This window comes from Shewanella sp. POL2 (genome assembly GCF_000282755.1).
GTDB classification, from domain to species: Bacteria; Pseudomonadota; Gammaproteobacteria; order Enterobacterales; family Shewanellaceae; genus Shewanella; species Shewanella xiamenensis.
Map to the genome: position 1 here is coordinate 13,363 of NZ_AKZL01000015.1, position 23,741 is coordinate 37,103.

At 45.9% G+C, this 23,741-nt stretch carries 20 protein-coding genes, 4 tRNA genes and 1 pseudogene; 18 read left to right on the plus strand and 7 right to left on the minus strand.

What is annotated here, in order from left to right; genetic code table 11:
- The first annotated feature begins 235 nt into the window (after window positions 1-235).
- Together SHEWPOL2_RS05750 and SHEWPOL2_RS05755 are read left to right on the plus strand one after the other, a co-directional pair.
- On the plus strand, window positions 236-574 hold the full coding sequence (locus SHEWPOL2_RS05750; RefSeq protein ID WP_037414054.1) for a hypothetical protein: 339 nt from the start codon (window positions 236-238) through the stop codon (window positions 572-574).
- Window positions 575-681: 107 nt separating this feature from the next.
- Window positions 682-1,339: pseudogene (locus SHEWPOL2_RS05755) on the plus strand (thiopurine S-methyltransferase).
- 194 nt (window positions 1,340-1,533) lie between these two features.
- Here the strand turns inward: SHEWPOL2_RS05755 and SHEWPOL2_RS05760 are convergent.
- Window positions 1,534-1,725, minus strand: a complete 192-nt coding sequence (locus tag SHEWPOL2_RS05760; protein ID WP_037414050.1) for a bacterioferritin-associated ferredoxin — start codon at window positions 1,723-1,725, stop codon at window positions 1,534-1,536.
- A 243-nt stretch (window positions 1,726-1,968) separates the two neighbouring features.
- Between SHEWPOL2_RS05760 and SHEWPOL2_RS05765 the strand changes: the two genes are divergently transcribed.
- Window positions 1,969-3,543, plus strand: a complete 1,575-nt coding sequence (locus SHEWPOL2_RS05765; RefSeq protein WP_037426956.1) for a PAS domain-containing methyl-accepting chemotaxis protein — start codon at window positions 1,969-1,971, stop codon at window positions 3,541-3,543.
- Window positions 3,544-3,627: 84 nt separating this feature from the next.
- Here the strand turns inward: SHEWPOL2_RS05765 and SHEWPOL2_RS05770 are convergent, their stop codons facing one another.
- Entirely contained in the window at window positions 3,628-4,560 is a 933-nt protein-coding gene (locus tag SHEWPOL2_RS05770) for a D-2-hydroxyacid dehydrogenase (RefSeq protein ID WP_037426958.1), read from the minus strand.
- A gap of 88 nt (window positions 4,561-4,648) precedes the next feature.
- On the opposite strand from SHEWPOL2_RS05770, the gene SHEWPOL2_RS05775 reads away from it, so the two are divergent.
- On the plus strand, window positions 4,649-4,984 hold the full coding sequence (locus tag SHEWPOL2_RS05775) for a DUF3392 domain-containing protein (protein WP_037414115.1): 336 nt from the start codon (window positions 4,649-4,651) through the stop codon (window positions 4,982-4,984).
- A gap of 23 nt (window positions 4,985-5,007) precedes the next feature.
- Here SHEWPOL2_RS05775 and SHEWPOL2_RS05780 read toward each other — a convergent pair whose 3' ends face one another.
- The 5 genes from SHEWPOL2_RS05780 to rsgA form a co-directional block, all read right to left on the minus strand.
- Window positions 5,008-5,730 (minus strand): glycerophosphodiester phosphodiesterase, encoded by a 723-nt coding sequence (locus SHEWPOL2_RS05780; RefSeq protein WP_037426961.1) that lies wholly within the window; start codon window positions 5,728-5,730, stop codon window positions 5,008-5,010.
- A gap of 13 nt (window positions 5,731-5,743) precedes the next feature.
- On the minus strand, window positions 5,744-8,947 hold the full coding sequence (locus SHEWPOL2_RS05785) for a mechanosensitive ion channel domain-containing protein (RefSeq protein ID WP_037427038.1): 3,204 nt from the start codon (window positions 8,945-8,947) through the stop codon (window positions 5,744-5,746).
- Between the two features lie 68 nt (window positions 8,948-9,015).
- Entirely contained in the window at window positions 9,016-9,900 is an 885-nt protein-coding gene (locus tag SHEWPOL2_RS05790) for a DMT family transporter (protein ID WP_037426963.1), read from the minus strand.
- A 14-nt stretch (window positions 9,901-9,914) separates the two neighbouring features.
- The gene (gene asd, locus SHEWPOL2_RS05795; protein WP_037426966.1) at window positions 9,915-10,793 is read right to left on the minus strand and encodes an archaetidylserine decarboxylase; all 879 of its coding nucleotides are present in this window, start codon (window positions 10,791-10,793) and stop codon (window positions 9,915-9,917) included.
- Window positions 10,794-10,881: 88 nt separating this feature from the next.
- A complete protein-coding gene (rsgA, locus tag SHEWPOL2_RS05800; RefSeq protein WP_037426969.1) occupies window positions 10,882-11,946 on the minus strand; it encodes a small ribosomal subunit biogenesis GTPase RsgA in 1,065 nt (354 codons plus the stop codon).
- A gap of 112 nt (window positions 11,947-12,058) precedes the next feature.
- Here rsgA and orn point away from each other — a divergent pair, with 112 nt between their 5' ends.
- The 14 genes from orn (at window position 12,059) to hflK (ending at window position 23,739) form a co-directional block, all read left to right on the plus strand.
- The gene (gene orn, locus SHEWPOL2_RS05805; RefSeq protein WP_037426972.1) at window positions 12,059-12,604 is read left to right on the plus strand and encodes an oligoribonuclease; all 546 of its coding nucleotides are present in this window, start codon (window positions 12,059-12,061) and stop codon (window positions 12,602-12,604) included.
- 189 nt (window positions 12,605-12,793) lie between these two features.
- Window positions 12,794-12,869, plus strand: a tRNA-Gly gene (locus tag SHEWPOL2_RS05810).
- A gap of 44 nt (window positions 12,870-12,913) precedes the next feature.
- A tRNA-Gly gene (locus SHEWPOL2_RS05815) sits at window positions 12,914-12,989 on the plus strand.
- A 122-nt stretch (window positions 12,990-13,111) separates the two neighbouring features.
- Window positions 13,112-13,187: transfer RNA gene (locus tag SHEWPOL2_RS05820), tRNA-Gly, on the plus strand.
- A gap of 32 nt (window positions 13,188-13,219) precedes the next feature.
- Window positions 13,220-13,295: transfer RNA gene (locus SHEWPOL2_RS05825), tRNA-Gly, on the plus strand.
- Between the two features lie 559 nt (window positions 13,296-13,854).
- Window positions 13,855-14,310 (plus strand): hypothetical protein, encoded by a 456-nt coding sequence (locus tag SHEWPOL2_RS05830; protein ID WP_037426974.1) that lies wholly within the window; start codon window positions 13,855-13,857, stop codon window positions 14,308-14,310.
- 260 nt (window positions 14,311-14,570) lie between these two features.
- The gene (locus SHEWPOL2_RS05835; protein ID WP_037426978.1) at window positions 14,571-16,070 is read left to right on the plus strand and encodes a bifunctional ADP-dependent NAD(P)H-hydrate dehydratase/NAD(P)H-hydrate epimerase; all 1,500 of its coding nucleotides are present in this window, start codon (window positions 14,571-14,573) and stop codon (window positions 16,068-16,070) included.
- An 80-nt stretch (window positions 16,071-16,150) separates the two neighbouring features.
- Entirely contained in the window at window positions 16,151-16,615 is a 465-nt protein-coding gene (gene tsaE / locus SHEWPOL2_RS05840; protein WP_037414194.1) for a tRNA (adenosine(37)-N6)-threonylcarbamoyltransferase complex ATPase subunit type 1 TsaE, read from the plus strand.
- An 8-nt stretch (window positions 16,616-16,623) separates the two neighbouring features.
- Complete coding sequence (locus SHEWPOL2_RS05845) at window positions 16,624-18,015, plus strand: N-acetylmuramoyl-L-alanine amidase (protein WP_037426981.1); 1,392 nt, start codon at window positions 16,624-16,626, stop codon at window positions 18,013-18,015.
- Between the two features lie 14 nt (window positions 18,016-18,029).
- Entirely contained in the window at window positions 18,030-19,940 is a 1,911-nt protein-coding gene (gene mutL, locus SHEWPOL2_RS05850) for a DNA mismatch repair endonuclease MutL (RefSeq protein ID WP_037426983.1), read from the plus strand.
- Window positions 19,941-19,967: 27 nt separating this feature from the next.
- Window positions 19,968-20,858, plus strand: a complete 891-nt coding sequence (gene miaA, locus SHEWPOL2_RS05855; RefSeq protein ID WP_037426985.1) for a tRNA (adenosine(37)-N6)-dimethylallyltransferase MiaA — start codon at window positions 19,968-19,970, stop codon at window positions 20,856-20,858.
- A 92-nt stretch (window positions 20,859-20,950) separates the two neighbouring features.
- Window positions 20,951-21,223 carry an RNA chaperone Hfq gene (gene hfq / locus SHEWPOL2_RS05860; protein WP_011070934.1) on the plus strand — a complete coding sequence of 91 codons (273 nt, stop codon included), beginning with the start codon at window positions 20,951-20,953 and terminating at the stop codon, window positions 21,221-21,223.
- 26 nt (window positions 21,224-21,249) lie between these two features.
- Entirely contained in the window at window positions 21,250-22,557 is a 1,308-nt protein-coding gene (hflX, locus tag SHEWPOL2_RS05865; protein ID WP_037426988.1) for a ribosome rescue GTPase HflX, read from the plus strand.
- Between the two features lie 36 nt (window positions 22,558-22,593).
- A complete protein-coding gene (hflK, locus tag SHEWPOL2_RS05870; protein ID WP_037426991.1) occupies window positions 22,594-23,739 on the plus strand; it encodes an FtsH protease activity modulator HflK in 1,146 nt (381 codons plus the stop codon).
- Window positions 23,740-23,741: the final 2 nt, after the last annotated feature.

Sequence of the window (23,741 nt, forward strand, 5' to 3'; positions counted from 1 at the left end):
GCTCCTTGTTTGGGTTATTTAAACAGCAAGCGGGTATGTTAAGCAAATAGGAGCGGAGATTTATTTTAAGAGGATAAAATGCGCACTGTTTGCGGCTCACCTATCCCATCATTTCGTCGCTGACTTTGATTTATATCAAGTTAAATCGTATAGAGTCTAGGTAATCTTAAGCACATTGGATTGGGATATATTTTTGTTAAATTTCCCGTGGACAAAGTGGATTTAAGGAGGGCATATGCCCGCCCCAGATAAGGCTTTATTGATCGAGTTATTAGAGTTTCCGCGTAAGCGAATTTTACAGTCAATGGAAGTGACTCATTGTCCACATGCGGTATTTTTTAATGATAGCGATGAGCAGTGTCTAACATGCCACCAAGGCATGGAGTGTATCTGGATGAACCAGAATGATGAGCTGGTGGCCGTCGAACAAAAATCCATCTCCGAGCTTAAGCAACAATTGCTTATTGCCGTCGACTTTATTGATTCTTCACTCAGCCCACACCATCTTTCCCGTCGCCAATGCCAATGTGATAACTGTGCTTGGTTACGCCGGGTGCAAGAAGCATTGTCTTAATCATTAACTATTTCCATCGCTATGATTAACTTGCCGTATTTGAGATTTTGCATCCACTCGTAAATGCCATTAGAGTAAGGATAACTTTAGCCTTTTGAGATATACCTATGGAACCTGGTTTTTGGCACGAGAAGTGGCAGCAACAACAGATTGGTTTTCATCAACAAGACGTTAATCCTTTCCTCGTCACGTATTGGCATCAATTGGCGCTTCCCGCCGATGCCAAGGTTTTTGTTCCCCTGTGTGGTAAGTACTTTGGATATGTGTTTTTTAGCCGAGCAGGGGCATCAAGTGATTGGTTGTGAGTTGAATGAACTCGCTGTGCAACAGTTTTTTAGCGATAACCAATTGCCAATGCAGCAAAGTGCAGAAGGCGAACATCAGCATTACCAAACCGAACAGATAAGTTTGTATCAAGGCGATATCTTCACCTTACATCAGTCTATTACGGCGCAAGTGAGTGGTTTTTATGATCGCGCGGCCTTGATTGCCTGGCCTGAGAGTATGCGGGCGCAATATGCCAAGCAATTAGCGCAGTTATTGCCTTCGGGCAGTGTTGGTTTATTGGTGACCTTAGACTACCCGCAGGACGCTTTAAGTGGGCCACCTTTTGCGGTGTCGCCAACTTGGGTAGAAACACATTTAAGTGACGATTTTGAAATCCAGCTCTTGGATTGTCAGGACGTGCTTGCGGACAACCCGAGGTTTGTTAAGAAAGAAGTCCCTTGGTTGAATGAAGCTGCGTATTTATTAAAACGCCGATAAACAGAGTGCATCCCATTGAGCGACAAGCATTTGTGCTGTTGACTGAGTGGGATGTCCCATTAAGGGGATGTGCGGCAATATCTGTTTTTAAGCTTGATATTGTGCAATATCTCAAAACGATGTGGATGTTAGCGATTAGGAATAGCAGTGAGCACAAAAATGATGTTTTGCTTAAAGGGGTTGAAGATTCTAAGTTAAGCGACTTCGTAGTAATTAGGTTCGATTTCGAGTTGGTTTTGGATGATTTGTACGGCCATTCTTGCGCATTTGCCGCATTGATCGGCAACGCCTAAACGCTTTTTAACGTCAGCAAGACTTGTATCGCCTTGGCTTACTGCGTTTTTGATCTGAGTATCTGTGATGGCGTGACAAAGACAAACGTACATTTTTGGAACTCCAACATAAGTTGGGCTAATTCTAAATGAAAACGCTTATCAAATGCAATATTGTTGGTGGTCTTGTTTTCTCAATTTTCTATTTTGTTACCTTTAGCACATTTTTTGAGCTAATCTCAAAGAGCGTGAATCAAGGCTGAGTGTTTAGATCAAAATGGATGATTGAATTGGTATCAGGGAAGGATAGCTCATGGATGACTGAATAATAAATTCATAATAGATCCAAGGGTTATCATGAGAAAAAATTTGCCTGTAACACAACGTGAATATGACTATCCAGCGGATTGGATTTTACTGTCAACCACAGACACTCAGAGTCATATAACCTACGCCAATCAATCCTTTTGCACTGTAGCGGGATATACCCTCAATGAGATGTTGGGGCAACCCCACAATATGGTGCGTCACCCCGATATGCCCCCTCAAGCGTTTGAAGACCTCTGGAAAACCATTCGTAAAGGTGAGCCTTGGAAAGGCATTGTTAAAAACCGCTGCGCCAATGGTGACCATTATTGGGTTGATGCTTATGTATCTCCCATTGTTATTAATGGCCAGGTGGCGGAGTTTCAGTCGGTACGGACTAAACCCAGCCGCGAACAGATCAACAGAGCAGAGGCGGCCTACGCCGAGTTAAATAAAAGCGGCCATGTTAACGCGTTAAAACGAATCTTGGATATGCCAACTAAGTTGGCGCTTTTAGTGTTTGCGGCTTTGTTGCCCATGCTGTATTTGGCGCTGCAAGTGGGAGTGGTGGGATTTATGGCGCTAGCCATCAGTGCCTTAGTGCTGTTTATTGGCGGTAATTTGATTTTAGGTCGGTATCGGACTTTGGTCGCTAAGGCGAAGAAAATCTACGATAACCCTTTAATGGCATATATCTACACTGGACAATCCGATGATGTTGGCGCGATAGAGCTTGCACTGCAAATGCAAAACTCTGAGTTAAAATCTGTGCTAGGTCGTGCCCGTGATTCCTGCGATAAGGTGACTCAAGAAGCCAAAGTATCAGCGGCAAAAGGCGAAGAAATTCAAAATACAAGCCAGTCACAGCTTTCTGAGATCGAGCAAGTAGCAACTGCAATGCAGCAAATGACAGCGACCCTTGGTGATATGTCTTCTAACTGTGCCGATGCGGCGAGCGCTTCACAGATGGCATCAGAGCAAACAATCAACGGCGATAAAACTGTGCTGAGTACGATTCAATCTATTCAGGCCATGGCGCAACAGTTGCACGAAACCTCGAAAGTTATCAGCGAATTAGAAGGGCATAGTAAAGATATTGGTAGGGTGCTGGATGTCATTCAAAGCATTGCAGAGCAAACAAACCTATTGGCATTAAATGCCGCCATTGAAGCTGCGCGGGCAGGGGAGCAAGGACGTGGTTTTGCGGTTGTTGCCGATGAGGTGCGGGCGTTAGCGAAACGTACCCATGATGCAACAAAGGAAATCCACAGTATGATTAATCTGTTGCAGCAGGGGACAAATAAAGCTGTGCAAAGTATGCATGAAGGGGTTGAAGCTGCCTCCGAATGTATTACCACAGCGGATTTAGCGGGTGCGGCGCTGCGTACCATACGTGAGGCCATAGTGACCATTACCGATATGAATCACCATATTGCTAGTGCGGTGGAAGAGCAATCGAGTGTGGCAAATGAGATGAACCGAAGCGTGGTTAATGTGTCACAGTTTACCCATTCCAGCCACCAACTCGGCTGTGAAATGGTTGACCTCAATGATGAAGTGATTAGCGAAATGGATTCCCATACCGTGTTGGTTGGGCAGTTTTTAAAACGCAGTTTTAAAGTTTAGTCCCGTCGCTATCCAAGCGTTTGTATCAAAAGGCAATCAATCTTTGATTGCCTTTTCTTTTCTGCCATAGGGATTGAGCCTCGATTAATAGCCCTGAGTAAAATTGACCTGATTTTGCAGAGGCTCTGCTGCTATATAGCGGCGATAGTTATCGCTAAAAATACCGACGATTTGCTCAGGTTGACTCGGCGCTGAGATATGGGGCGTGATAATGACGTTTGGCCTCTCCCAAATCGGATGCGTTGCAGGGAGTGGCTCCTGCATGAACACATCGAGAATGGCTTGCTGCGCAGGTTGGGCAATCAGCTGGGCATTGAGGGCATCGAGATCGAGTACATCACCGCGGCCAACATTTACCAAAATAGCATCGGCTTTGAGCTTAGCAATCATTGACTCATTCAGAAGCTGGCGCGTTTCTGGTGTACTTGGCAGTAAGTTAGTGACCACATCGCTGTGGCTTAAGCATTGTGCGAGCTGTGAGAGCGGCAAAATTACATCAAAGCCTTCGACCTCACGGCCGCTGCGGTTTATCCCAGTAACATGCATGCCGAACTGTTTAGCCGTCTTGGCAACATGCTGGGCGATGGAACCTGTGCCTAAGAGTAATAATCGCATCCCTTGTAAACTGGTGCGCGTAGCACTTTGTACTTGCCAAATTTTTTGCCGCTGTTGCGCTTGGTAGAAATGGTGTCCTCGCACGTGGGCGAGCAGATAACCGAATAGATATTCGCTCATTAAGGGGCCGAAAATCCCTTTGATGTTGGTGAGTTGATAATCCTTTCTTGCCCTTGGCCCCATCAGGGCATCAATGCCCGCAAAACTGGATTGCAACCATTTTAGCTCTTTGGCATGGGGCACTAGCGGTGCGGCAAGCTTAGGTTCGGCAAGCCAGATATCGGCCTGTGCAATATTCGCAGGATTATCATCAAGCAACTCAAGGTCGGGCAACTGCTGCGCCTCAATGAGCTGGCGATATTGTTCATTCGCCTTAGTGAGTAAGAGTAACTTGTGCCCCATGTCGTCTCCCTTTATGCTTGGTTGTCTTTATTTTTCAATATGCTGCTGTCTTGTTTTAATTTTTGCAGCGCTATTTAGGTTGAGTCTTATGTTTGATCAGTTAGTCGCCATTATTGGCCATTTAGGAAATATGTTGCGTCCTTGGTCCTTCGATATCGCCACGGCCATGGTGGTGTGTTTGATTTTAGTGTTTTCAGCCGATATGAATCGCATCATCAGACGGCATTTAGTTGGTCACTCTTTTATCCTGCGAACCTTGGTTTTTATCATTGTGAATGCCTTTGGTTATGGCCTATTGATCGTTAAAGCTACGCCTTGGGTGGCAAGGCAAATCGTTGCCATGCCATCCCATTGGATGTTTTTGCTGATCGTCGCCATGTTTATTTTTATCGGCTATTGGGCACAGCGAAATAGCCAAGCTTAAGGCGTTAAGTCCGTGAAATGCGGTTATTCGAAATAACCGCGATAGTCTGTATTGGTCGGGTGTGCTAGCGCCTGCATCGCACGATCGGGGTAATTGCTGAAGATGCCATCGACACCAAGTTGCTTAAGTGCATGAATATCATCGCTGTGATCGACGGTGTAAACATAAATCTTAGCACCTCTTTGGTGGGCGTCATCCACTAGAGCTTGGCTGATAAAACTCACATCTAAATGCAAAGAATATGCGTTTAGCTCGCTTACGACCGCTGCGCCATCGAGGGGAATACTGGCGAGCAAGGGCGCCACTAATGCCTGTGGCAGAGCCTGTTTAACTTGCTGTAAATAAGGATGATTAAAGGAGGAAATCAGTAATTGCTCGGTACTGAACCCTAGCTCGGTGATGGCTTTTGGATAAAGTTCGAGGAGTGGCGTTACTGTATTTACGCCTTTAAGTTCAATGTTTACTGTGGCGCGACCTGCGACCAGTTCGAGCACTTGCCAAAGTGTGGGAATGGGTTCGCCTTTAACTGTGACTTGCTCTAGGTAGTCCCTACTTACTAAATGGATAATGCCTTGGCCTGAGCTTTTATTGTCGAGCCTGCGGTCATGAAATACGACTAACTCACCTTCGACATTGTGCACATCCAACTCAATGGCTTTGGTGCCTAATTCAATCGCTTTGGCCATGGCGGCTAAGGTATTTTCCGCCACATAACCGCTGGCACCACGGTGAGCAAAAATAAGCATGTGATTTTTCCTATTAACTGCGGATTATGCCGACCTGATCGCGAGTTTGGCCATTTTTAATATGGATTTCCATTTGCGGATAGGCGAGTTCCAAGTTGTTTTCTTTAAGCTTACGGGTAATACGTTTGTGCAGATCGTGGCGTAGTGGCCAGCGTGCCGACATATCTTTTGCATAGGCTCGTACTTCATAGTCTTGAGTATGTTTACCAAAGCCAGCAAACCACACTTCTGGCTCTGGATTCGGCAACGCATCTTCGCATTCCTGAACAGCTTGATAAAGCGTGGCTTCCACTTTTGCTGGATCCGAATCGCGGGCAACCGACACATAAACAATGACACGGGTAATAGGATCCGACAGCGACCAGTTAATCAATTGCTCGGTAATAAAAGCCTTGTTAGGAATGATAATTTCCTTTCTGTCCCAATCGATAATGGTGGTGGCACGGATCTGGATTTTACTCACAGTCCCGGTGAGATCGCGGATTGTCACCGTATCGCCAATACGCACTGGCTTTTCGAACAGAATAATCAGGCCCGAGATAAAGTTGGCAAAAATCTCCTGCAAACCAAAACCTAGACCCAGTGACAAGGCGGCAATCAACCATTGCAGTTTTGACCATTCCATCCCGAGATTCGAAAAACCAATCAACAGGCCTAAAAACACCACTAAGTAACGACTTACTGTGGTGATGGCAAAGCCAGTACCGGGTGTTAAATCGAGCCGCTGTAGGATCATCAGCTCAAGCAAACCGGGTAAATTGGTCGCAATCATCAGCGAGAAGCCAACGATGATTAAGCCGAATAACAGCGATTTCATGGTGATGGGGAGCTGCTGCTCGACACCATTGACGCTGGTATTGGTGGTCCAGAGGGTGATGCCATCCAAGAAGGAAAACAGCGCCGTATGGGTTTGCGTCCACAGGCCAATCAAGCTGGCTAAAAACGCCAGTAGCAATAAGGAACGCACCAATCCAAGGGACTGACTCGAAATGGTTTCGAGGTCGACTACGGGTTCTTCGTAGGTATCTAAGCCATCATTGGAGCTATGGTGTGTTTCGCCCTTTTCCCGTTGGGCTAAACGCTCAGCCCGTTTCGCTTTCGCGCGGTCGAAGGCAATGCGGCGGCGCTCAATCAACATCCAACGTTTAATTAATTGATAGAGCAGTAAAAAGCTTAATCCCAATATGATCGATAGCTGTAATTGCAACAGCATTTGGAATGCGGTGAAGTAGTAGCCCCTAAAGGCGAGCCCAGCGCTCAGCAGGGGAACAGCGATCAACAATGCCCAGAGCAATTTTTGGATCAGCCGTTTGTTCTTCCCCTCTTTTTGAGCAACGCTATTTTGCCGGCTTAATAGCAAAATATCCTTGTATAACAAGAATAACACCACACAAAAACAGATAAATGCGCCGCGGCCAATGCTGTTGCGGATAAGCGAGGCATCGAGTATTTCGGTAAAGCCCATAATGCCAAGCAAGGGACTGGCGACAAATACAAAGTGTTTGAGCCTGAGCTGGCCTGCCTGAATCAGTTTTGAGGGGCGTTTGAAGTGGCCTACCAATACGCCTTTATCTAGAGCAAGAATAAAAATCAATCGATACAATAGGTAAACCAATCCTATTGCTAAAATCCCCATGCCGACCGCTTGCACAAAGTTACGGTCTGATTGATAGAAAATCCATCCTGCTGCCACTATGGGTAGCGGTTTGATGAGGGCATAACCTAGGCTAAGGACTAAGGATTTGAAGGTATAAATAAATTTATCCTGAGTCACATTACCTACATAGGTTGCATAGTTGCCGAGTAATCGATTGAATTTAGGTTTTATTAAATCTTGAACCACTAAACAGAGCACTAGCAGAATGATCCACCATGACCAATAGTCGTTTTGCTCCTGCCAAGCTTTGCTCAGTTGTCCCCATTGTGCCTGTTGGATTAGCCATAGGGCGCTACGTTGAATATCGGTGAGCCAGAGCTTGTTAATGCTCGCGGCATTAGGTACCCAAAATAGATGTTCGTTTAGGGTGTTTTTTAGCGTCAGGTGCTGTTGGCTAAGCTGCTGATAATTCACTTTAAGCTTGCCTAGTTCACTCAAATACTGGTCATAACTCTGCATTAGCTGAGTCAGCAATGCTTGTTGTGAGCGCAGCAGCTTAATCTGCCCCTCATTATAGAGATTGGCTTGTTCGAGTTCTTGTTCGTTGAGCGCCTGCTGTTGCTCTAGGTGATATCTGTCGAGACGCGCATCGGCGATAAGAGTTTGTAGTTTTTCATGGTTTGGCGGCTTAGGCAGCGATTGCAACATCTGCAAAAAGCGTTCGCCAAAGGCGGAGTTCATTTTGACCCAAGTAATTTGCTCTTGGATATTAGCAAGTTGCTTGGCTTGAGATTGATATTGGAGCTCAGCCTGTTCTTGCTGCTCTACCACGTTATTGATTTGCAAGGTTAAGGTTTGCAGTTTTTGGCCGTAGATCTGATTGGTATCGGCGATATTGCGTGTAATCGGATCGATGACTTTAGTGGTATCAACTAAATTCTTGGCCAGCGTGGCATCGGTTTGTTGTTGGCGCTGCTTGTTGATCGCCTTATTGATAGTTTCGATAAAGGCTTCTTGCTGGCTCAATTGCTGGCGAACTAACTGTAACTGTAGCTGGGTAAGTTCGATACGCTTTTGGCTACTGGCAAGCTCGGCCTCATGGGTGGCAAGGCTCTGTTCGAAGAAAATCCGCTGTATTTGTTGTAATTCACCCGCTGGCGTATCGATAGGCGCCAATTCCGTTTTTTTATTTTGCAGCACATTTTGTCTTGCATTGGCAATGACGGAAGGCAGTAGATTATGGCGCTGTAGTAGTTCGTTGACTTGATTGCCGAGAGCCGCCTCACTCTCTTTTAACTCAGATAGGCGTAAATAGGCCATCGAGGCTTGCTGGTTAAGATCTGTGGCTTTATCCAGCTTTAATGGCTTAGTGGCCTCTTTTAAGCCCTGATCGATGACCTTTTTATTTTTTTCAAAATCCAGCTGCGCCTGCTGAAAACTGCTCGCATTGGCCGCCAGTCTGTCAATGTTGTTTTTAAGCTCAACAATTTGATCGTCAATGCTAATATTTTGTTGCTGATTTTGGTTGTTTAGGCCAAGACGCTTGTCCAATTGCAAGGGCGAATTGGCATGGAGAGAAAAAGACAAAAAAGCAATAACGAACAATAAAATACGTGGCATATAGGCAAAAGCAATTAGAGGCGAAAGACGCACTCATCTTAGCCAACTTGGGCCAAGATTGGTATGTTTCAAATGTTCTTTTTTTGCCGTTGTGACTGGTGGGATTGATGGGTTTCAAAGATGGCGGTGGCGACTATGATGGTTCCGCCTATCAAAGTATTTACATTCAGTGCTTCACCTAAAATCAGCAAAGCCAACATGGCCCCATAAAAGGGTTGAAGGCAGGAGACTAGTCCTACTGTTTTAGCACTTAATTGGCGCAATGCCGAGGTGAACAGCGCATGGGGCGCGGCAGTAAACACGACCCCTAGCAGCACAATCAAGCCCCAGGTCTCGAGGGAGATGCTTTGCAGATCTGTTTGATGCCAAGGCATAAGAAACACCGCCGCCACTAAGGTTTGATAAAACATGGCGTGGGGGCCACTATATTGGGAAAAATAGCGTTTTTGCAGTAGGTTACGGGCGGTAAATAACATTGCCGACAGAATACCGATCGCAATTCCTAGAGTCGTGTCGTTACCAAGATTGGCTTCGGGGATCAGCAGTACAACACCTATCAGCACGAAAATGCCGCTGATAATATCCATCAGCTTGATTTTATTGCCCGTTAATAATGGCTCGGCAATCACCGTCATCACCGGATAGGTGAAGAAGGCGATCATGCCGATGGCGACCGATGAGAGTTGCATCGCGGCAAAGTAGGTGACCCAGTGCAGGCTGACTATCACACCTAAGCCGATAGCAACCAGATAATCCTGTTTGCTGGCAAGGCTTAAGTATTTACCGCGGAATTTGATGAGCAATGCCAACACTAACGCCGCGACGACACATCTTAGGAAGGTAATATCGAGTGCGCTTAAGGGGATTAACTTTGAAAACAACGCTGTGCCGCCAAACATCAGCACAGCTAAGTGTAATTCGATTAATCCCGAAGGTTTACTGGTCTGGCTCAATTGGGTCGCCGTAGTTAGTCGGCTGACGCCTGGTTTTTCAGATTAGCAAAGGCTTGACCCATACGCGTCACGGCTTCGGGTTCAACGCCTTCGGCGAAGGTGTCGATAGCATCTTTGGCAAGCAGCATGACGACGGTACTGCCAAGCTTGAAGCGACCCATTTCTTCGCCTTTCTCTAAGGTAATCGCGTCAGGGCCTACCGTTGGATATTCCCAAGTGAATACTTGCTTACCGGTTGGCGGCGTAATAGTGCCTGCCCAAACGGTTTCGATGCTCGCCACAATAGTTGCGCCTACTAATACCATAGCCAGTGGGCCAAGCTCGGTTTCAAAAATTGCCACTACACGTTCGTTGCGAGCAAATAGGCCTGGCACATGGCGCGCCGTTAGCGGGTTAACGGAAAACAGCTCACCTGGCACATAGGTCATCTTCGACAGGGTGCCTTTAATCGGCATATGGATGCGGTGATAATCCTTAGGAGCCAGATAAATTGTCGCAAAATCACCACCTTCGAAGCGTTTGGCATCTTCGGCTTGGTCGCCAAGCAAAGTGAGTGAAGAATAGTGATGGCCTTTAGCTTGGAAAATACGCCCATCCTTGATGGGACCAAGTTGGCTGACGGCGCCATCAACGGGGTGCACCATGATGTTGGCCGCAGTATTAATTGGGCGAATACCAGGCTTAAGTGCACGGGTAAAAAAGTCGTTGAAGCTTTTATAAGCCTCAGGTTCGCTCTGAGCCGCTTCGCTCATATCGATTTTATATTGCTTGATAAACCATTTAATCGCGGCAGTCGTTAATGCGCCAGCTTCGGAAGCGGCAAGTTTACCGACTAAGCGAGATAACAGGTGCTTTGGCAGCATGTACTGCAGCGCAATTTTAACTTTATCCAATTTGTGTTCCTTTCCTTTATGTTGCTCAACTTAGGTTGAGACTTGTTTTGCGTTAATTCTATTCGTTGTGATGGCTTTGTTGTACTCGTTATTCATCGCTTTGGGCGCGAAATTGCCGAGCGTGACGCTGCTCATCAAGGCTTGCGATAATACGATGGTAGTTATTAAAGCGATCTTCACTAATCTTACCCGCTTCGACTGCGGCTTTTAAGGCGCAGCCTGGGTCATCGCCGTGTTTACAATCGCGGAATTTACAGCCACCTAAAAAGTCACGAAATTCGATAAAGCACCAACCGACACGTTGGGCGGGTAAGTGCCAGAGGGCAAATTCGCGCACGCCGGGGGAGTCGATTAAATCACCACCACTCGGTAAATGTAGCAACTTAGCTGTGGTCGTGGTGTGTTGTCCAAGCCCAGAGTTGTCGGAGACATCGCCTACCAGTAGCTCGGCTTCGGGCAGTAAGGCGTTGACCAGAGAGGATTTACCCACACCAGACTGGCCAGCAAATACGCTCACTTTATCTTTCAGCAGGGCTTTAATGGTATCTAAGCCTTCGCCTAACTTACTGCTGACCTTATATACTGGATATCCAATGGCTTCGTAGCGCTTTAAGGCAGCTTCGATGGCGGGTGCTTCTTCCGGCGTTAACAGATCAATTTTGTTCAAAATGATGATCGGCGGAATATCCGTGTCTTCGGCTGCCACTAAATAGCGGTCAATAATCTGGGTGGTAAAGCTAGGTAATACGGAAGACACAATCAAAATTTGGTCGATATTCGAGGCGATAATTTTCACGCCATCGTATAAATCGGGGCGCGAGAGGGAAGAGCGTCTTGGATGCACTGCTTCCACAATGCCAGCTATACCACTATTTGCTTGGCTTTCAATAGCTAAGCGTACAATCACTTTATCGCCAGTCACTAAACTGCTAATGGTGCGGCGAATGTTGCAGCGCACAATCAGGCCATCTTCGGTTTCAATATCGGCATGTTGACCAAAGCGGGAGATCACGGTTCCGCTCTGTTCTGGGCCGAGTGAGCTATCCTGTAACTCAGGCGCATTTTTATCACCATTGTCACGATTGAGGCGTTTCTCGTGATTGGCGCGCATACGGCGTAATTGGCCTTGGCTTAGGGGTTTCTTTTTACTCACTGGTTTGTCTTCGTCAATTAGGTGATATTTTGTGTTTGAAAAAAGCAGTATGATACACGCTCTTGAATAAAAAAGCCTGAATTTAGGCTAACTGACATGATAAGGCGCAATTATGGCGGCAGACGCAAATAATCTCATTTGGATCGATCTCGAAATGACTGGGTTAGAACCCGATGTCGATAGGGTCATTGAAATTGCTACCTTAGTAACAGACCAAGAACTCAATATTATCGGTCAGGGGCCAGTGATTGCTATTCATCAATCGGATGAAGTACTGGCGGCCATGGATGATTGGAACCAAAAACATCACGGTGAATCGGGCCTCATCGATAGAGTGCGTGCCAGCCAAGTGAACGAAGCGCAGGCTGTTGCACAAACCATCGCATTTTTAGAGCAATACGTGCCTAAGGGTGTCTCGCCTATGTGTGGTAACAGCGTGGGTCAGGACCGTCGCTTCTTAAATCGTTATATGCGTGAATTGGAGGACTACTTCCATTATCGCAATCTAGACGTAAGCACGGTTAAGGAGCTAGTGAAGCGTTGGAGCCCTGAAACTATGGCAGGTTTCAAAAAGCAAAACACTCATCAAGCGCTGCAAGATATCCAAGAGTCGATCGCTGAATTACAGTATTACCGCAGCAAAGTATTTAAAATTTGACCGATCAGCAGATAAATCTGCAAGAAGGGGTTGCAGCCGCATAAATTTTTCATATAATGCGGCCTCAACTTTTTGATGCGGGCATGATTGTCTCGTCAAATAAGTAAAGGCGACATTAGCTCAGTTGATAAAGGTTAGGAGACGATACCTTTGTGAATGTTGAAGGCAAATGTGGCAGCGATACAAAATGCGACATTAGCTCAGTTGGTAGAGCGATACCTTGCCAAGGTATAGGTCATCGGTTCGAACCCGATATGTCGCTCCAAATTACAAATTTAGTGATTTACCAAGTCATTAAATGCAGGATATGCGACATTAGCTCAGTTGGTAGAGCGATACCTTGCCAAGGTATAGGTCATCGGTTCGAACCCGATATGTCGCTCCAAATACAAATTTAGTGATTCACCAAGTCATTAAATACAAAATTATGCGACATTAGCTCAGTTGATAAAGGTTGATAGACGATACCTTTGTCGATGTTGAAGGCGAATGTGAAGCACTAATTATGCGACATTAGCTCAGTTGGTAGAGCGATACCTTGCCAAGGTATAGGTCATCGGTTCGAACCCGATATGTCGCTCCAATTTCAGACGGTTACAGTCTTAAAATGTAAATGCGACATTAGCTCAGTTGGTAGAGCGATACCTTGCCAAGGTATAGGTCATCGGTTCGAACCCGATATGTCGCTCCAATTTTCTAAATCTCCCCATAATCAAGTACTCAATTAGCATTAGCTCAGTTGTGCTTTTGATATTGCGATACCTTTCTTTTCAAGGTATAGGTCATCGGTTCGAACCTGATATGTCGTTCCAATTTTTCTCGTTAGTCTCCCCATAAAATCTTCATCATTTCAAACTAAGTTATCGCAACTGACATAGCGCTATTTTACTTTTCTGTACACTTAACATGTCTGTTCCGTTGTTGATTATTCCAAGCATTTTTGAGCACGTTCATCGCTGCAATTTATTAACCTTTGTTTTCGTGGTTATTTTTAATACTAATGTGGTTAAGTGTTGCAGGATTTACCTGCCCTGCGGCTGTTGTCGATGATGTTTTCTATTTTGTAAAAAATAAAACAGCAAGGTTAATGCGTGATCTGCACCTTGTTTCTTCAAGATTTCCTAAATTAGATGGCGTTGCGAAAGTTAAATTATGACCTTGTTCAAATATTCGTAACGCTTTTACTTACATAATGAATCCAGACAAAGTTAATAGCGCCAAGTAGTTGGCTTAACACTGGAGTGCATTATATGCGTATTCAACAATTACGTGATTTACTTGAGTATGTGGCGAACTGCCGCTTAGATATGGCGCAACTCTATGGCCGACTGAACAATCATGCTGACTCCGCTCGAGTAAAGATGATGCTGGAGTATTTTGAATCTCATCAAAAGCATGTCGCTGAAAAATTGCGTGATTATATGGATGAGGCGCCAGCGAGGGTTCTCGATACTTGGTATAAAGACTTTGTGTTTGAAGATTTTACTAAGCGTTGCCAAGATACCATGTTACCCGCCAATATGAACGAAGATGATGTGTTGAATTTACATCTCGACTTGGAAAATCGTCTGATTGGCTTATTGGAAAAAACCGTCAACTCAACCACTGCTGAAGATGCGCGTGCGGCATTAGAAGGCTTAATTCGAGTTGAGAAAACTCAACAGCAACGATTAGTTCACAGCACTATCCGGATGGACGATATTTAACCTATCGATACCTCATCTGTGTTCGTGTAAACACCGAAAGCCAGCTAAATGCTGGCTTTGTTGTTTTTGGATGATAAGTGTTGTCCATATTCACTGCTTTTTGCATGGCATCTGATTTACGTCATAACTTTTCTCGAAGCTTTTTGCTACTTTCTTGATCTCATTAGTTGATTTGACCATTAACTGTTTAGTGTTCATCCATAGCGATGGTCGATTAGATGAGTCACCCTTTTGTTATTTTGTCGCGCAGGAGATCCTCTATGGCACAAGATTTATCGAGTTTACCCACAGCGCTTTATACGCAAGAGCAGGTGCGAGCGGCGGAACTGCTCGCAGTTTCAGAAGGGGAAGCTACGTTGTATCAATTAGTTGAACGTGCTGGATGCGCAGCGTTTAACTATTTAACAGAGCAGATAGCATGCCAGCCTAAGTTTGGGGCTATGCCATTATTGGTACTCGCAGGTAATGGTAATAACGGTGCCGATGCCCTCGTTTGTGCTCGTCTAGCTCTAGAGGCAGGACATAAGGTTCACGTTTTTTTACTAAAGACCAAGGGTACGCCAGAATTTGAACAAGCGCTTTCTGCTTACCTTAATCAAGGTGGGATAGTCGATTCTCCTAATATTGATGCGATCTTACAGGCGTCAATCCTTATCGACGGATTGCTGGGGACTGGCGTTCAGGGCGCGGTGCGAGAACAGGTTGCTGCGCTTATCCATGCCATTAATCAGAGTAATGCTTGGGTGCTTAGTTTGGATCTCCCCTCGGGGATCTTGGCCGATACCGGTGTTGTCGCTCAAGTCGCAGTGATGGCGGATGCGACTTTATGCTTTGGCGGTTTAAAACAAGGCCTACTCACCAGTAAGGCAAGACATCACTGCGGTCATCTTGCTTTTGCCGATCTGGGATTAACTCCCTTTTTTAATGGTGAAAGCGCGACTCGAGTGGGTGGTGAAATCCTAAAAAGCTATTTTGCCGCCAGAGCAAGGGATAGCCACAAAGGTCAATCGGGTAAAGTGACCCTGATTGGTGGTGACTTTGGCATGGCTGGGGCGATTCGGCTTGCCAGTGAAGCTTGTTTGCGTGCGGGGGCTGGATTAGTCACAGTGATCAGTCGGCCTGAGCACCAACTTACGGTAAATGTATCTCGACCTGAGTTAATGTTTTGGGGTTGTGAGCTAGTCGATATGGAGGTGTATCTGCGCCTTGGTTGGGCACAGGTGGTTGTGCTTGGCCCGGGGTTAGGTAAACACGATTGGGGTTATAACTTGTTTAAAGCCGCGGGGTTAAGCGATAAACCCTGTGTACTCGATGCCGACGCCCTGAATCTGCTCAGTCAAGAACCGCGCAGGCAAACTAACTGGGTACTCACGCCCCATCCGGGAGAGGCCGCACGACTGTTGGGATGCAGTGTCGCTGATATTGAGCATGATCGATTCGCAGCCGTGCGTGCTTTGCAGCAAAAATACGGTGGAGTAGTCCTGCTTAAAGGGGCTGGAACCATTATTTTTGATGGAAAACAGATGGTCGTGGCGCCAGTTGGTAATCCTGGTCTTGCGAGTGGTGGGTGCGGTGATGTGTTATCTGGTATTATAGGCGCCCTTATGGCTCAAGGTATGGATAACATGCAGGCGACAGTCGTTGGCGTTGTCGTTCATGGTTGTGCGGCGGACCTTGCTGCGGTTCAAGGTGAACGGGGCATGTTAGCCAGCGATTTGATGCCTTTTATTCGCCAATTAGTAAATAGTGATTTACTCTAGGCGCTGTAAAATTTAAGCGCGGGTGGACTGCCGCGCTTAAATTGCCTCCTTAATCGATAACGGCAGTGATATAAGCGGACATGACAGAGACAGAGTTAACCTTTCAATTACATAATGAAGACGAGACTATTGCGGTTGGGCAAAAATTGGCTCGCCATATTCAAGCGCCTTTGACTCTGTATTTAACGGGGGATTTGGGGGCGGGTAAAACCACTCTGAGCCGCGGTTTGATTCAAGGATTAGGACATAAAGGTGCAGTCAAAAGCCCAACTTACACTTTAGTTGAACCTTATGAGCTCGACGGTGTCGAAGTTTATCATTTTGATTTGTATCGTTTAAACGATCCCGAAGAGTTAGAGTTTATGGGGATCCGTGATTACTTTACCCAGAGCAGCCTCTGTATCGTAGAATGGCCTGACAAAGGTGAAGGGTTGTTACCCGATGCTGATATCCACCTACATTTAAAATATTTTAACCAAGGACGTGAAATCCATATTCGAGCCTTAACCGAATCAGGTAAAACGCTATTAGCCGCGATAAAATAAAAACAAAGATGACTAAAAATAAGTATTACTTTCAAAGAATTATTCTTTTTTTATGCGCGTTTTTTGCTGTTGCAGCCCACGCGGCCAACCAGCTCGAAGGTGTGCGTATTTGGGCCGCACCCGAGTCGACACGAATTGTGTTCGATTTGAGTGAGGTGCCCAATTACAGTTATTTTTCCCTCGATGGTCCTCATCGTTTAGTGGTCGAACTAAAAAAGGCATCAACTAAACTGAGCCTGAAAAATATCGATAACAACAGTAAGTTAGTCAAAGGCATACGAGTCAGCAAATCTCCGACGAAAGGCGATTTACGTCTGGTTATTGATTTGGTTAAACCCTTAAATGCGAACTTATTTTCGTTACCCGTGACGGCCCCTTATGGTAATCGGCTTGTGGTTGACCTAGAGGATAAAACTGTGACGGCTTCGCCGTCAGTCACGAGTTCAACTTCAGTTAAAAAATCCGTTAATCAAAGTGTGCCATCTTCCCGCGATATTGTTATCGCGATTGATGCAGGGCATGGTGGTGATGATCCCGGCTCGATTGGACCATCCGGTCTCTATGAGAAAAAAGTCGTGTTCGAAATTGCAAAACGGTTATCGAGCAAAATTAACGACACACCTGGAATGCGTGCAGTGATGATCCGCACTGGTGATTACTTTGTGAATTTGAATAAACGCTCTGAACTTGCTCGTAACAGTAAGGCAGATTTGCTGATCTCTATTCATGCGGATGCTTTTACATCACCCAATCCACGAGGTGCATCTGTGTGGGTATTGTCGATGCGCCGTGCAAACAGTGAAATTGGTCGTTGGTTAGAACAAAAAGAGAAACACTCAGAGTTGCTGGGAGGCGCAGGGGAAATTATTCAAAATACTGATAATGAACAGTATCTTGCTATGACCTTACTCGACATGTCTATGAACAGCTCTATGGCCATTGGTCACTCGGTTGCTGGGGATATTTTAAAAGATTTAGGTGCAGTGACGGAGCTGCATAAGAATCGTCCTGAATCAGCCAGTTTTGCAGTGTTAAAGTCTCCTGATATTCCGTCAATCTTGGTGGAAACGGGCTTTATCTCGAATCCGAAAGAAGAGCGTTTGCTGAGCAGCAACCGTCATCAAGAGAGTATTGCCACTGCGATTTACAAGGGCGTTAATCGTTATTTCCAAAACAACCCACCGGCTGATACCTTATTGGCCAAGCGCAATCATGGAAGTTCAACGGCGCCATCAAGTACTCAATCTGCGGGAAATATTAAGCATAAGGTGAGTCGGGGGGAGTCGCTTTCTGCTATTGCCCAGCGCTATAAAGTCCCGATGGCTAGCATTATACGTGCTAATGGCATGAAGACTGATGTGGTACAGCTTGGGCAGACACTTGTGATTCCTGAGAGTTAAATAGGATGAAGTCTATGGGGATCCAGATCCTTCCACCGCAATTGGCGAACCAAATCGCCGCTGGCGAAGTTGTCGAAAGACCGGCCTCAGTGGTGAAAGAACTCGTTGAGAACAGCTTAGATGCTGGCGCAACCCGTATCGATATCGAAATCGATAAGGGCGGCAGTAAGCTGATTAAGATCCGTGACAATGGTTCGGGGATCCCAAAGGATGAATTAGCCTTGGCGTTGTCGCGCCATGCCACCTCGAAACTGCATTCCCTCGACGATCTTGAAGCTATCCTCAGCTTTGGCTTTCGCGGTGAGGCTTTAGCAAGTATCAGCTCCGTCTCCCGTTTAACCTTAACGTCGCGCACTGCTGAGCAAACCGAAGCGTGGCAAGCTTACGCTGAAGGCGTCGATATGGCTGTTAAAGTCATGCCTGCGGCGCATCCGGTGGGTTCAACCATTGAAGTCGTTGATCTATTTTTTAATACTCCGGCGCGTCGACGCTTTTTAAAAAGTGACAAAACCGAATTTACTCATATTGATGAATGGTTAAAGCGAATTGCTTTGGTGCGGGGGGATATCCATTTTACCCTGACACACAATGGTAAAACCGTGCGCAATTATCGCCCGGCGATGAATGAGTCACAATATTTACAACGACTGACCCAGGTTGCGGGCCGGCCGTTTGCCGATCAAGCACTTAGAATCGAATGTCAACACGATGATTTACGTTTAAGTGGTTATCTGCAATCGCCTTGGTCAACCGTGCAGACCGATACTCATTACTTTTATGTGAATGGCCGTCTAGTGCGCGATCGTTTAGTTAATCATGCGGTACGTCAAGCATTTGCACAAAAGGCCGAAGTAGAACAACCCGGCTATGTGCTGATGCTGGATATTGATCCTCATCAGGTGGATGTGAACGTGCATCCAGCAAAACATGAAGTGCGGTTCCATCAAAGCCGTTATGTGCATGATTATATTTTGCAGGCACTGCAATCGGCGTTAGAAGAAGCCGGAGAGCTTAGTTTTGAACGTCCTTTCGAGCTGGGTTCGCCCCAAGTGGAGGATGATGTTTCAGAACCCAAGTCTGAACATACTGCCTTCGAGCTGCAATCTCCGAAAGCTAACTTAGCTTGGACTAATACTCCTCAACCTGAAAATTATCGAGGGAGTCAAGTCGATACGCCTGTTGGTGAGTCTCGTGCTCGAGATATTGCCACCGTTCGGGCGGGGACTATGGTGCAGAGCAATGCCTATGGAAGCATGGCGGTACCTAGGGAGTCACGCAGTAGTTCGGCTGGAGAAAGCCGTGCAAGAGCTGAGCTGCCTTCTAAGACAGCGATTGCCAGTTATGGTGCATTACTGCAGACCCCATCTTACAGCGTACAGGACAAGGCTTATCAAGCTGTTTTACCTATGCCATTGATACTCGATGGACAATTTTGGGTATTTAGTGATGGGCCAAAATTAAGTTTATTACGTATTGAGTCTGCAGCATTAGCAGTCCGTAGCCATGAGATTGAAATAAAACTGGCTATAGGGTTGATTGGGCAGCCTTTATTGATGCCAGTATCGGTCGCCGCTGATCCTGATTGGGCAGCGTTACTCGAAGAGCATGCAACACTTATCCGTCAACTTGGTTTAGAGCTAACAATTCGTTACCAGCAGTTGATTATTAAAAAAGTGCCCCCATATCTGAGGGACTGTCAGTTAGCGAAGATCATTCCTGAGTGGTTACAATCGTTACGTTTTGAAGCGCCAGCACCCAATGCATTAGCGTTATGGCTGGCAGAGCAAAGCCTAACTGGATTTATCTCGGCACCCGATATTTGGGCCGCTTATTGTCAGTTAACGGAAGATAAAAGGCAGAAAATTGCCAGTAAAGCAGTATCCTTACCTTGGCAATCGTGGCTAGAAGAGCAAGCAATTGAATAAAGAATTACAGCCTAAAGGGTTTTTTTGATGGGGCCAACGGCGTCAGGAAAAACGGCTTTAGCTCTCGAATTAGCCGAAAAGCATAATTGCGAAATTATCTCGGTTGATTCAGCATTAATCTATCGCGGCATGGATATCGGCAGTGCTAAGCCCTCTGCCGAGGAATTAGCACGAGGTCCGCATCGGCTGATTGATATTCGCGATCCGAGTGAAAGTTATTCGGCTGCCGATTTTAGAGCCGATGCGCTGCGCGAGATTGAACAAATTATCAGCATGGGCAAGACCCCTTTATTAGTGGGCGGAACCATGATGTATTTTAAGGCTCTATTAGAGGGATTATCGCCGCTACCCAGTGCTGATGAGGCTATTCGCGCCGATATTCAAGCTGAGGCGGATACAAATGGATGGGAAGCGCTGCACGAGCAATTGAGGGAGATAGATCCCGTCTCTGCAGAAAGAATTCATCCTAATGATCCACAAAGGCTTTCAAGAGCGTTAGAAGTCTATAGAATAAGCGGTAAGAGTTTGACTGAGTTAACAATGACCAAGTCGGCTCCTTTACCCTATGATGTGGTGCAATTTGCCATTGCACCGCGAGAGCGTAAAGTGTTGCATGCGTTAATCGGGCAGCGTTTTCGCATAATGTTAGAGCAAGGCTTTATTGATGAAGTCGTCCAGCTTAAAGCGAGAGGTGACTTGCATTTAGATTTACCCTCAATGCGTTGCGTGGGATATCGACAATGTTGGCAATATCTCGATGGTGAATTTGACTATGATACTATGGTCGAAAAAGCCGTTGCCGCTACTAGGCAATTAGCTAAGCGTCAATTAACATGGTTGCGTAGTTGGCCAGAGTTGAATTGGCTGGAAAGTGGTGCTGAGGGGAATTTAGTTACACTTATGCGTCAATGCCGCTAGCTTATTAGCCCTTGCTGTATAATACTAAAACTAAACAAAAAACTTCACTGATATCGATTTATTTTTATATAAATTAAAAAGGAAATAATAAAATGGCTAAGGGGCAATCTTTACAAGACCCATTTTTGAACGCACTACGCCGCGAGCGCGTTCCTGTATCTATTTACTTGGTTAACGGCATTAAACTCCAAGGACAGGTAGAGTCGTTTGATCAGTTTGTCATTCTGTTGAAAAACACAGTAAGCCAAATGGTTTACAAACACGCTATTTCTACTGTGGTTCCTGCTCGTCCATTTAACGTTGCTGGCCATCAAAATGCCCAGGGCGGTTATGGCGCGCAAGACGATATGCCAAGTGGCGAATAATAAAGTTTAGTTAAGGAGTTTGCTTCTTGTTTGATCGTTATGAGGCGGGAGAAACAGCGGTTCTTGTCCATATCGACTTTTTCGATGAGGAACGCCGAGAAGACTTAGTGGAGTTACAGCTATTAGTCGAATCAGCTGGAGCACGCTCAGTCGGGGTCATTACTGGAAGTCGACGCTCACCAGACCGTAAGTTTTTTATTGGTTCTGGTAAAGCCGAGGAGTTAGCCGCCTTAGTGGCAGCCACCGAGGCTAATGTGGTTATTTTCAATCACGCCTTGAGTCCAGCTCAGGAGCGAAATCTTGAACAGGTATGTCAGTGCCGAGTATTGGACAGGACATCACTGATCTTAGATATTTTCGCCCAAAGAGCTCGGACTCATGAAGGTAAGCTACAGGTGGAGCTAGCGCAATTGCGCCACATGTCGACTCGCCTAGTGCGTGGTTGGACTCACCTTGAGCGCCAAAAGGGTGGTATTGGTTTACGTGGCCCAGGGGAAACCCAGCTCGAAACAGATAGGCGCTTGCTTCGGGGGCGCATTAAAAATATCAACAAACGCTTAGAGCGTGTTGATAAACAACGTGAGCAGAGTCGCCGCGCCCGTAAGCGTAGTGACATGCCAACCGTCTCATTAGTGGGTTATACCAACGCGGGCAAGTCGACGCTGTTTAATGCCTTAACCTCATCTGATGTTTATGCAGCTGACCAGCTATTTGCGACTCTTGACCCTACATTGAGAAAGTTAGATCTACCCGACGGTGCCGTAATTTTAGCGGACACTGTAGGTTTTATTCGTCATTTGCCACATGATCTCGTTGCTGCATTTAAAGCAACATTACAAGAGACGCGTCAAGCAGATTTGTTACTGCATATTGTTGATTGTGCAGATGAAAATATGGCGGATAATTTTGAGCAAGTGCAATCAGTGCTTAAAGATATCGATGCTGATAAAGTGATGCAATTGATTGTTTGCAATAAAATTGACTTGCTTGAAGATGTTACGCCGCGTATCGAATATGATGAACGCGGTAAGCCTGTACGAGTCTGGGTTTCGGCACAAAAGCGTTTGGGGTTTGATCTGCTCTTGAAGGCGATCACTGAGTTAATTGGTGAAGTTATTCATGAGTTTACACTTAAGATTCCGGCAACAGCTGGACATTATCTTGGCCAGTTTTATCGACTGGATGCGATACAGCAGAAAGAGTACGACGATCTGGGGAACTGTATTTTGTCTGTTCGTTTATCGGATGCCGATTGGCGCCGATTAGCTAAACAGAGTCAGGGTGAGTTAGAAACCTTTATCTACGATGCGTCGATAGAAAAGGCTGTTTGTTAATAATCTAATTTATTTCATCCACTTATGGAGTGCTAAATGGCTTGGAACGAGCCCGGTAACAAGGGTAATGATCCTTGGGGAAATAAAGGTGGTAACGACAAAGGACCACCGGACCTTGATGAGGTTTTTCGTAATCTTTCAAAACGCTTTGGCGGCAAAGGTAATGGCTCTTCTGGCCAAAACTTTAGTTCCTTTAGCTTAATCATCATTCTTGCCATCGCTTTTGTTGTTTGGGGACTTTCGGGTTTGTACACCATTAAAGAAGCCGAGCGGGGCGTAGCGTTGCGTTTTGGTCAACATAATGGTGAGGTGGGACCGGGTCTTCACTGGAAACCAACGTTTATCGATGAAATTTATCCTGTTGACGTGCAATCAGTTCGCTCTGTGCCATCATCTGGCAGCATGCTAACTTCTGATGAAAACGTCGTGAAGGTTGAGCTAGACGTGCAATATCGTATTTCTGATGCGTATGCCTATCTTTTTAGTGCGGTAGACGCCAATGCCAGTTTACGTGAAGCCACTGACAGTGCGCTGCGCTATGTCATTGGTCACAACAAGATGGACGATATTCTGACCACAGGCCGTGATGCTATTCGTCGCGATACTTGGAAAGAATTAGAACGCATTCTTGAGCCGTACAAGTTGGGCTTGGCTATTGTTGACGTTAACTTCTTGCCAGCGCGTCCGCCTGAAGAAGTGAAAGATGCATTCGACGATGCCATTTCAGCGCAAGAAGACGAACAACGCTTTATTCGTGAGGCTGAAGCCTATGCCCGTGAGATTGAACCGAAAGCACGTGGTGAAGTCGAGCGCATGGCGCAACAAGCTAATGCTTATAAAGAACGTGAAATTTTAGAGGCGCGCGGTAAAGTGGCTCGTTTCGAGTTGCTCTTACCTGAATACCAAGCTGCACCTGAAGTGACCCGTAAGCGTTTGTATCTCGATGCAATGCAACAGGTGATGACTGACACTAACAAAGTCATTATCGATGCTAAAAACAACGGCAATTTAATGTATCTGCCACTAGACAAGTTAATCAAAGAGAAGCCTGCGACTATGCCAGACGTTGAGCCTAAACCTCAACAGAATGTCAATTCTTCATCTATTTCAACGACACGCATTGGTGAGCCTTTGAGTGAACGCCCATCTCGCGAGGAACGTGCTCGCCAGGGGAGGGAGTAATT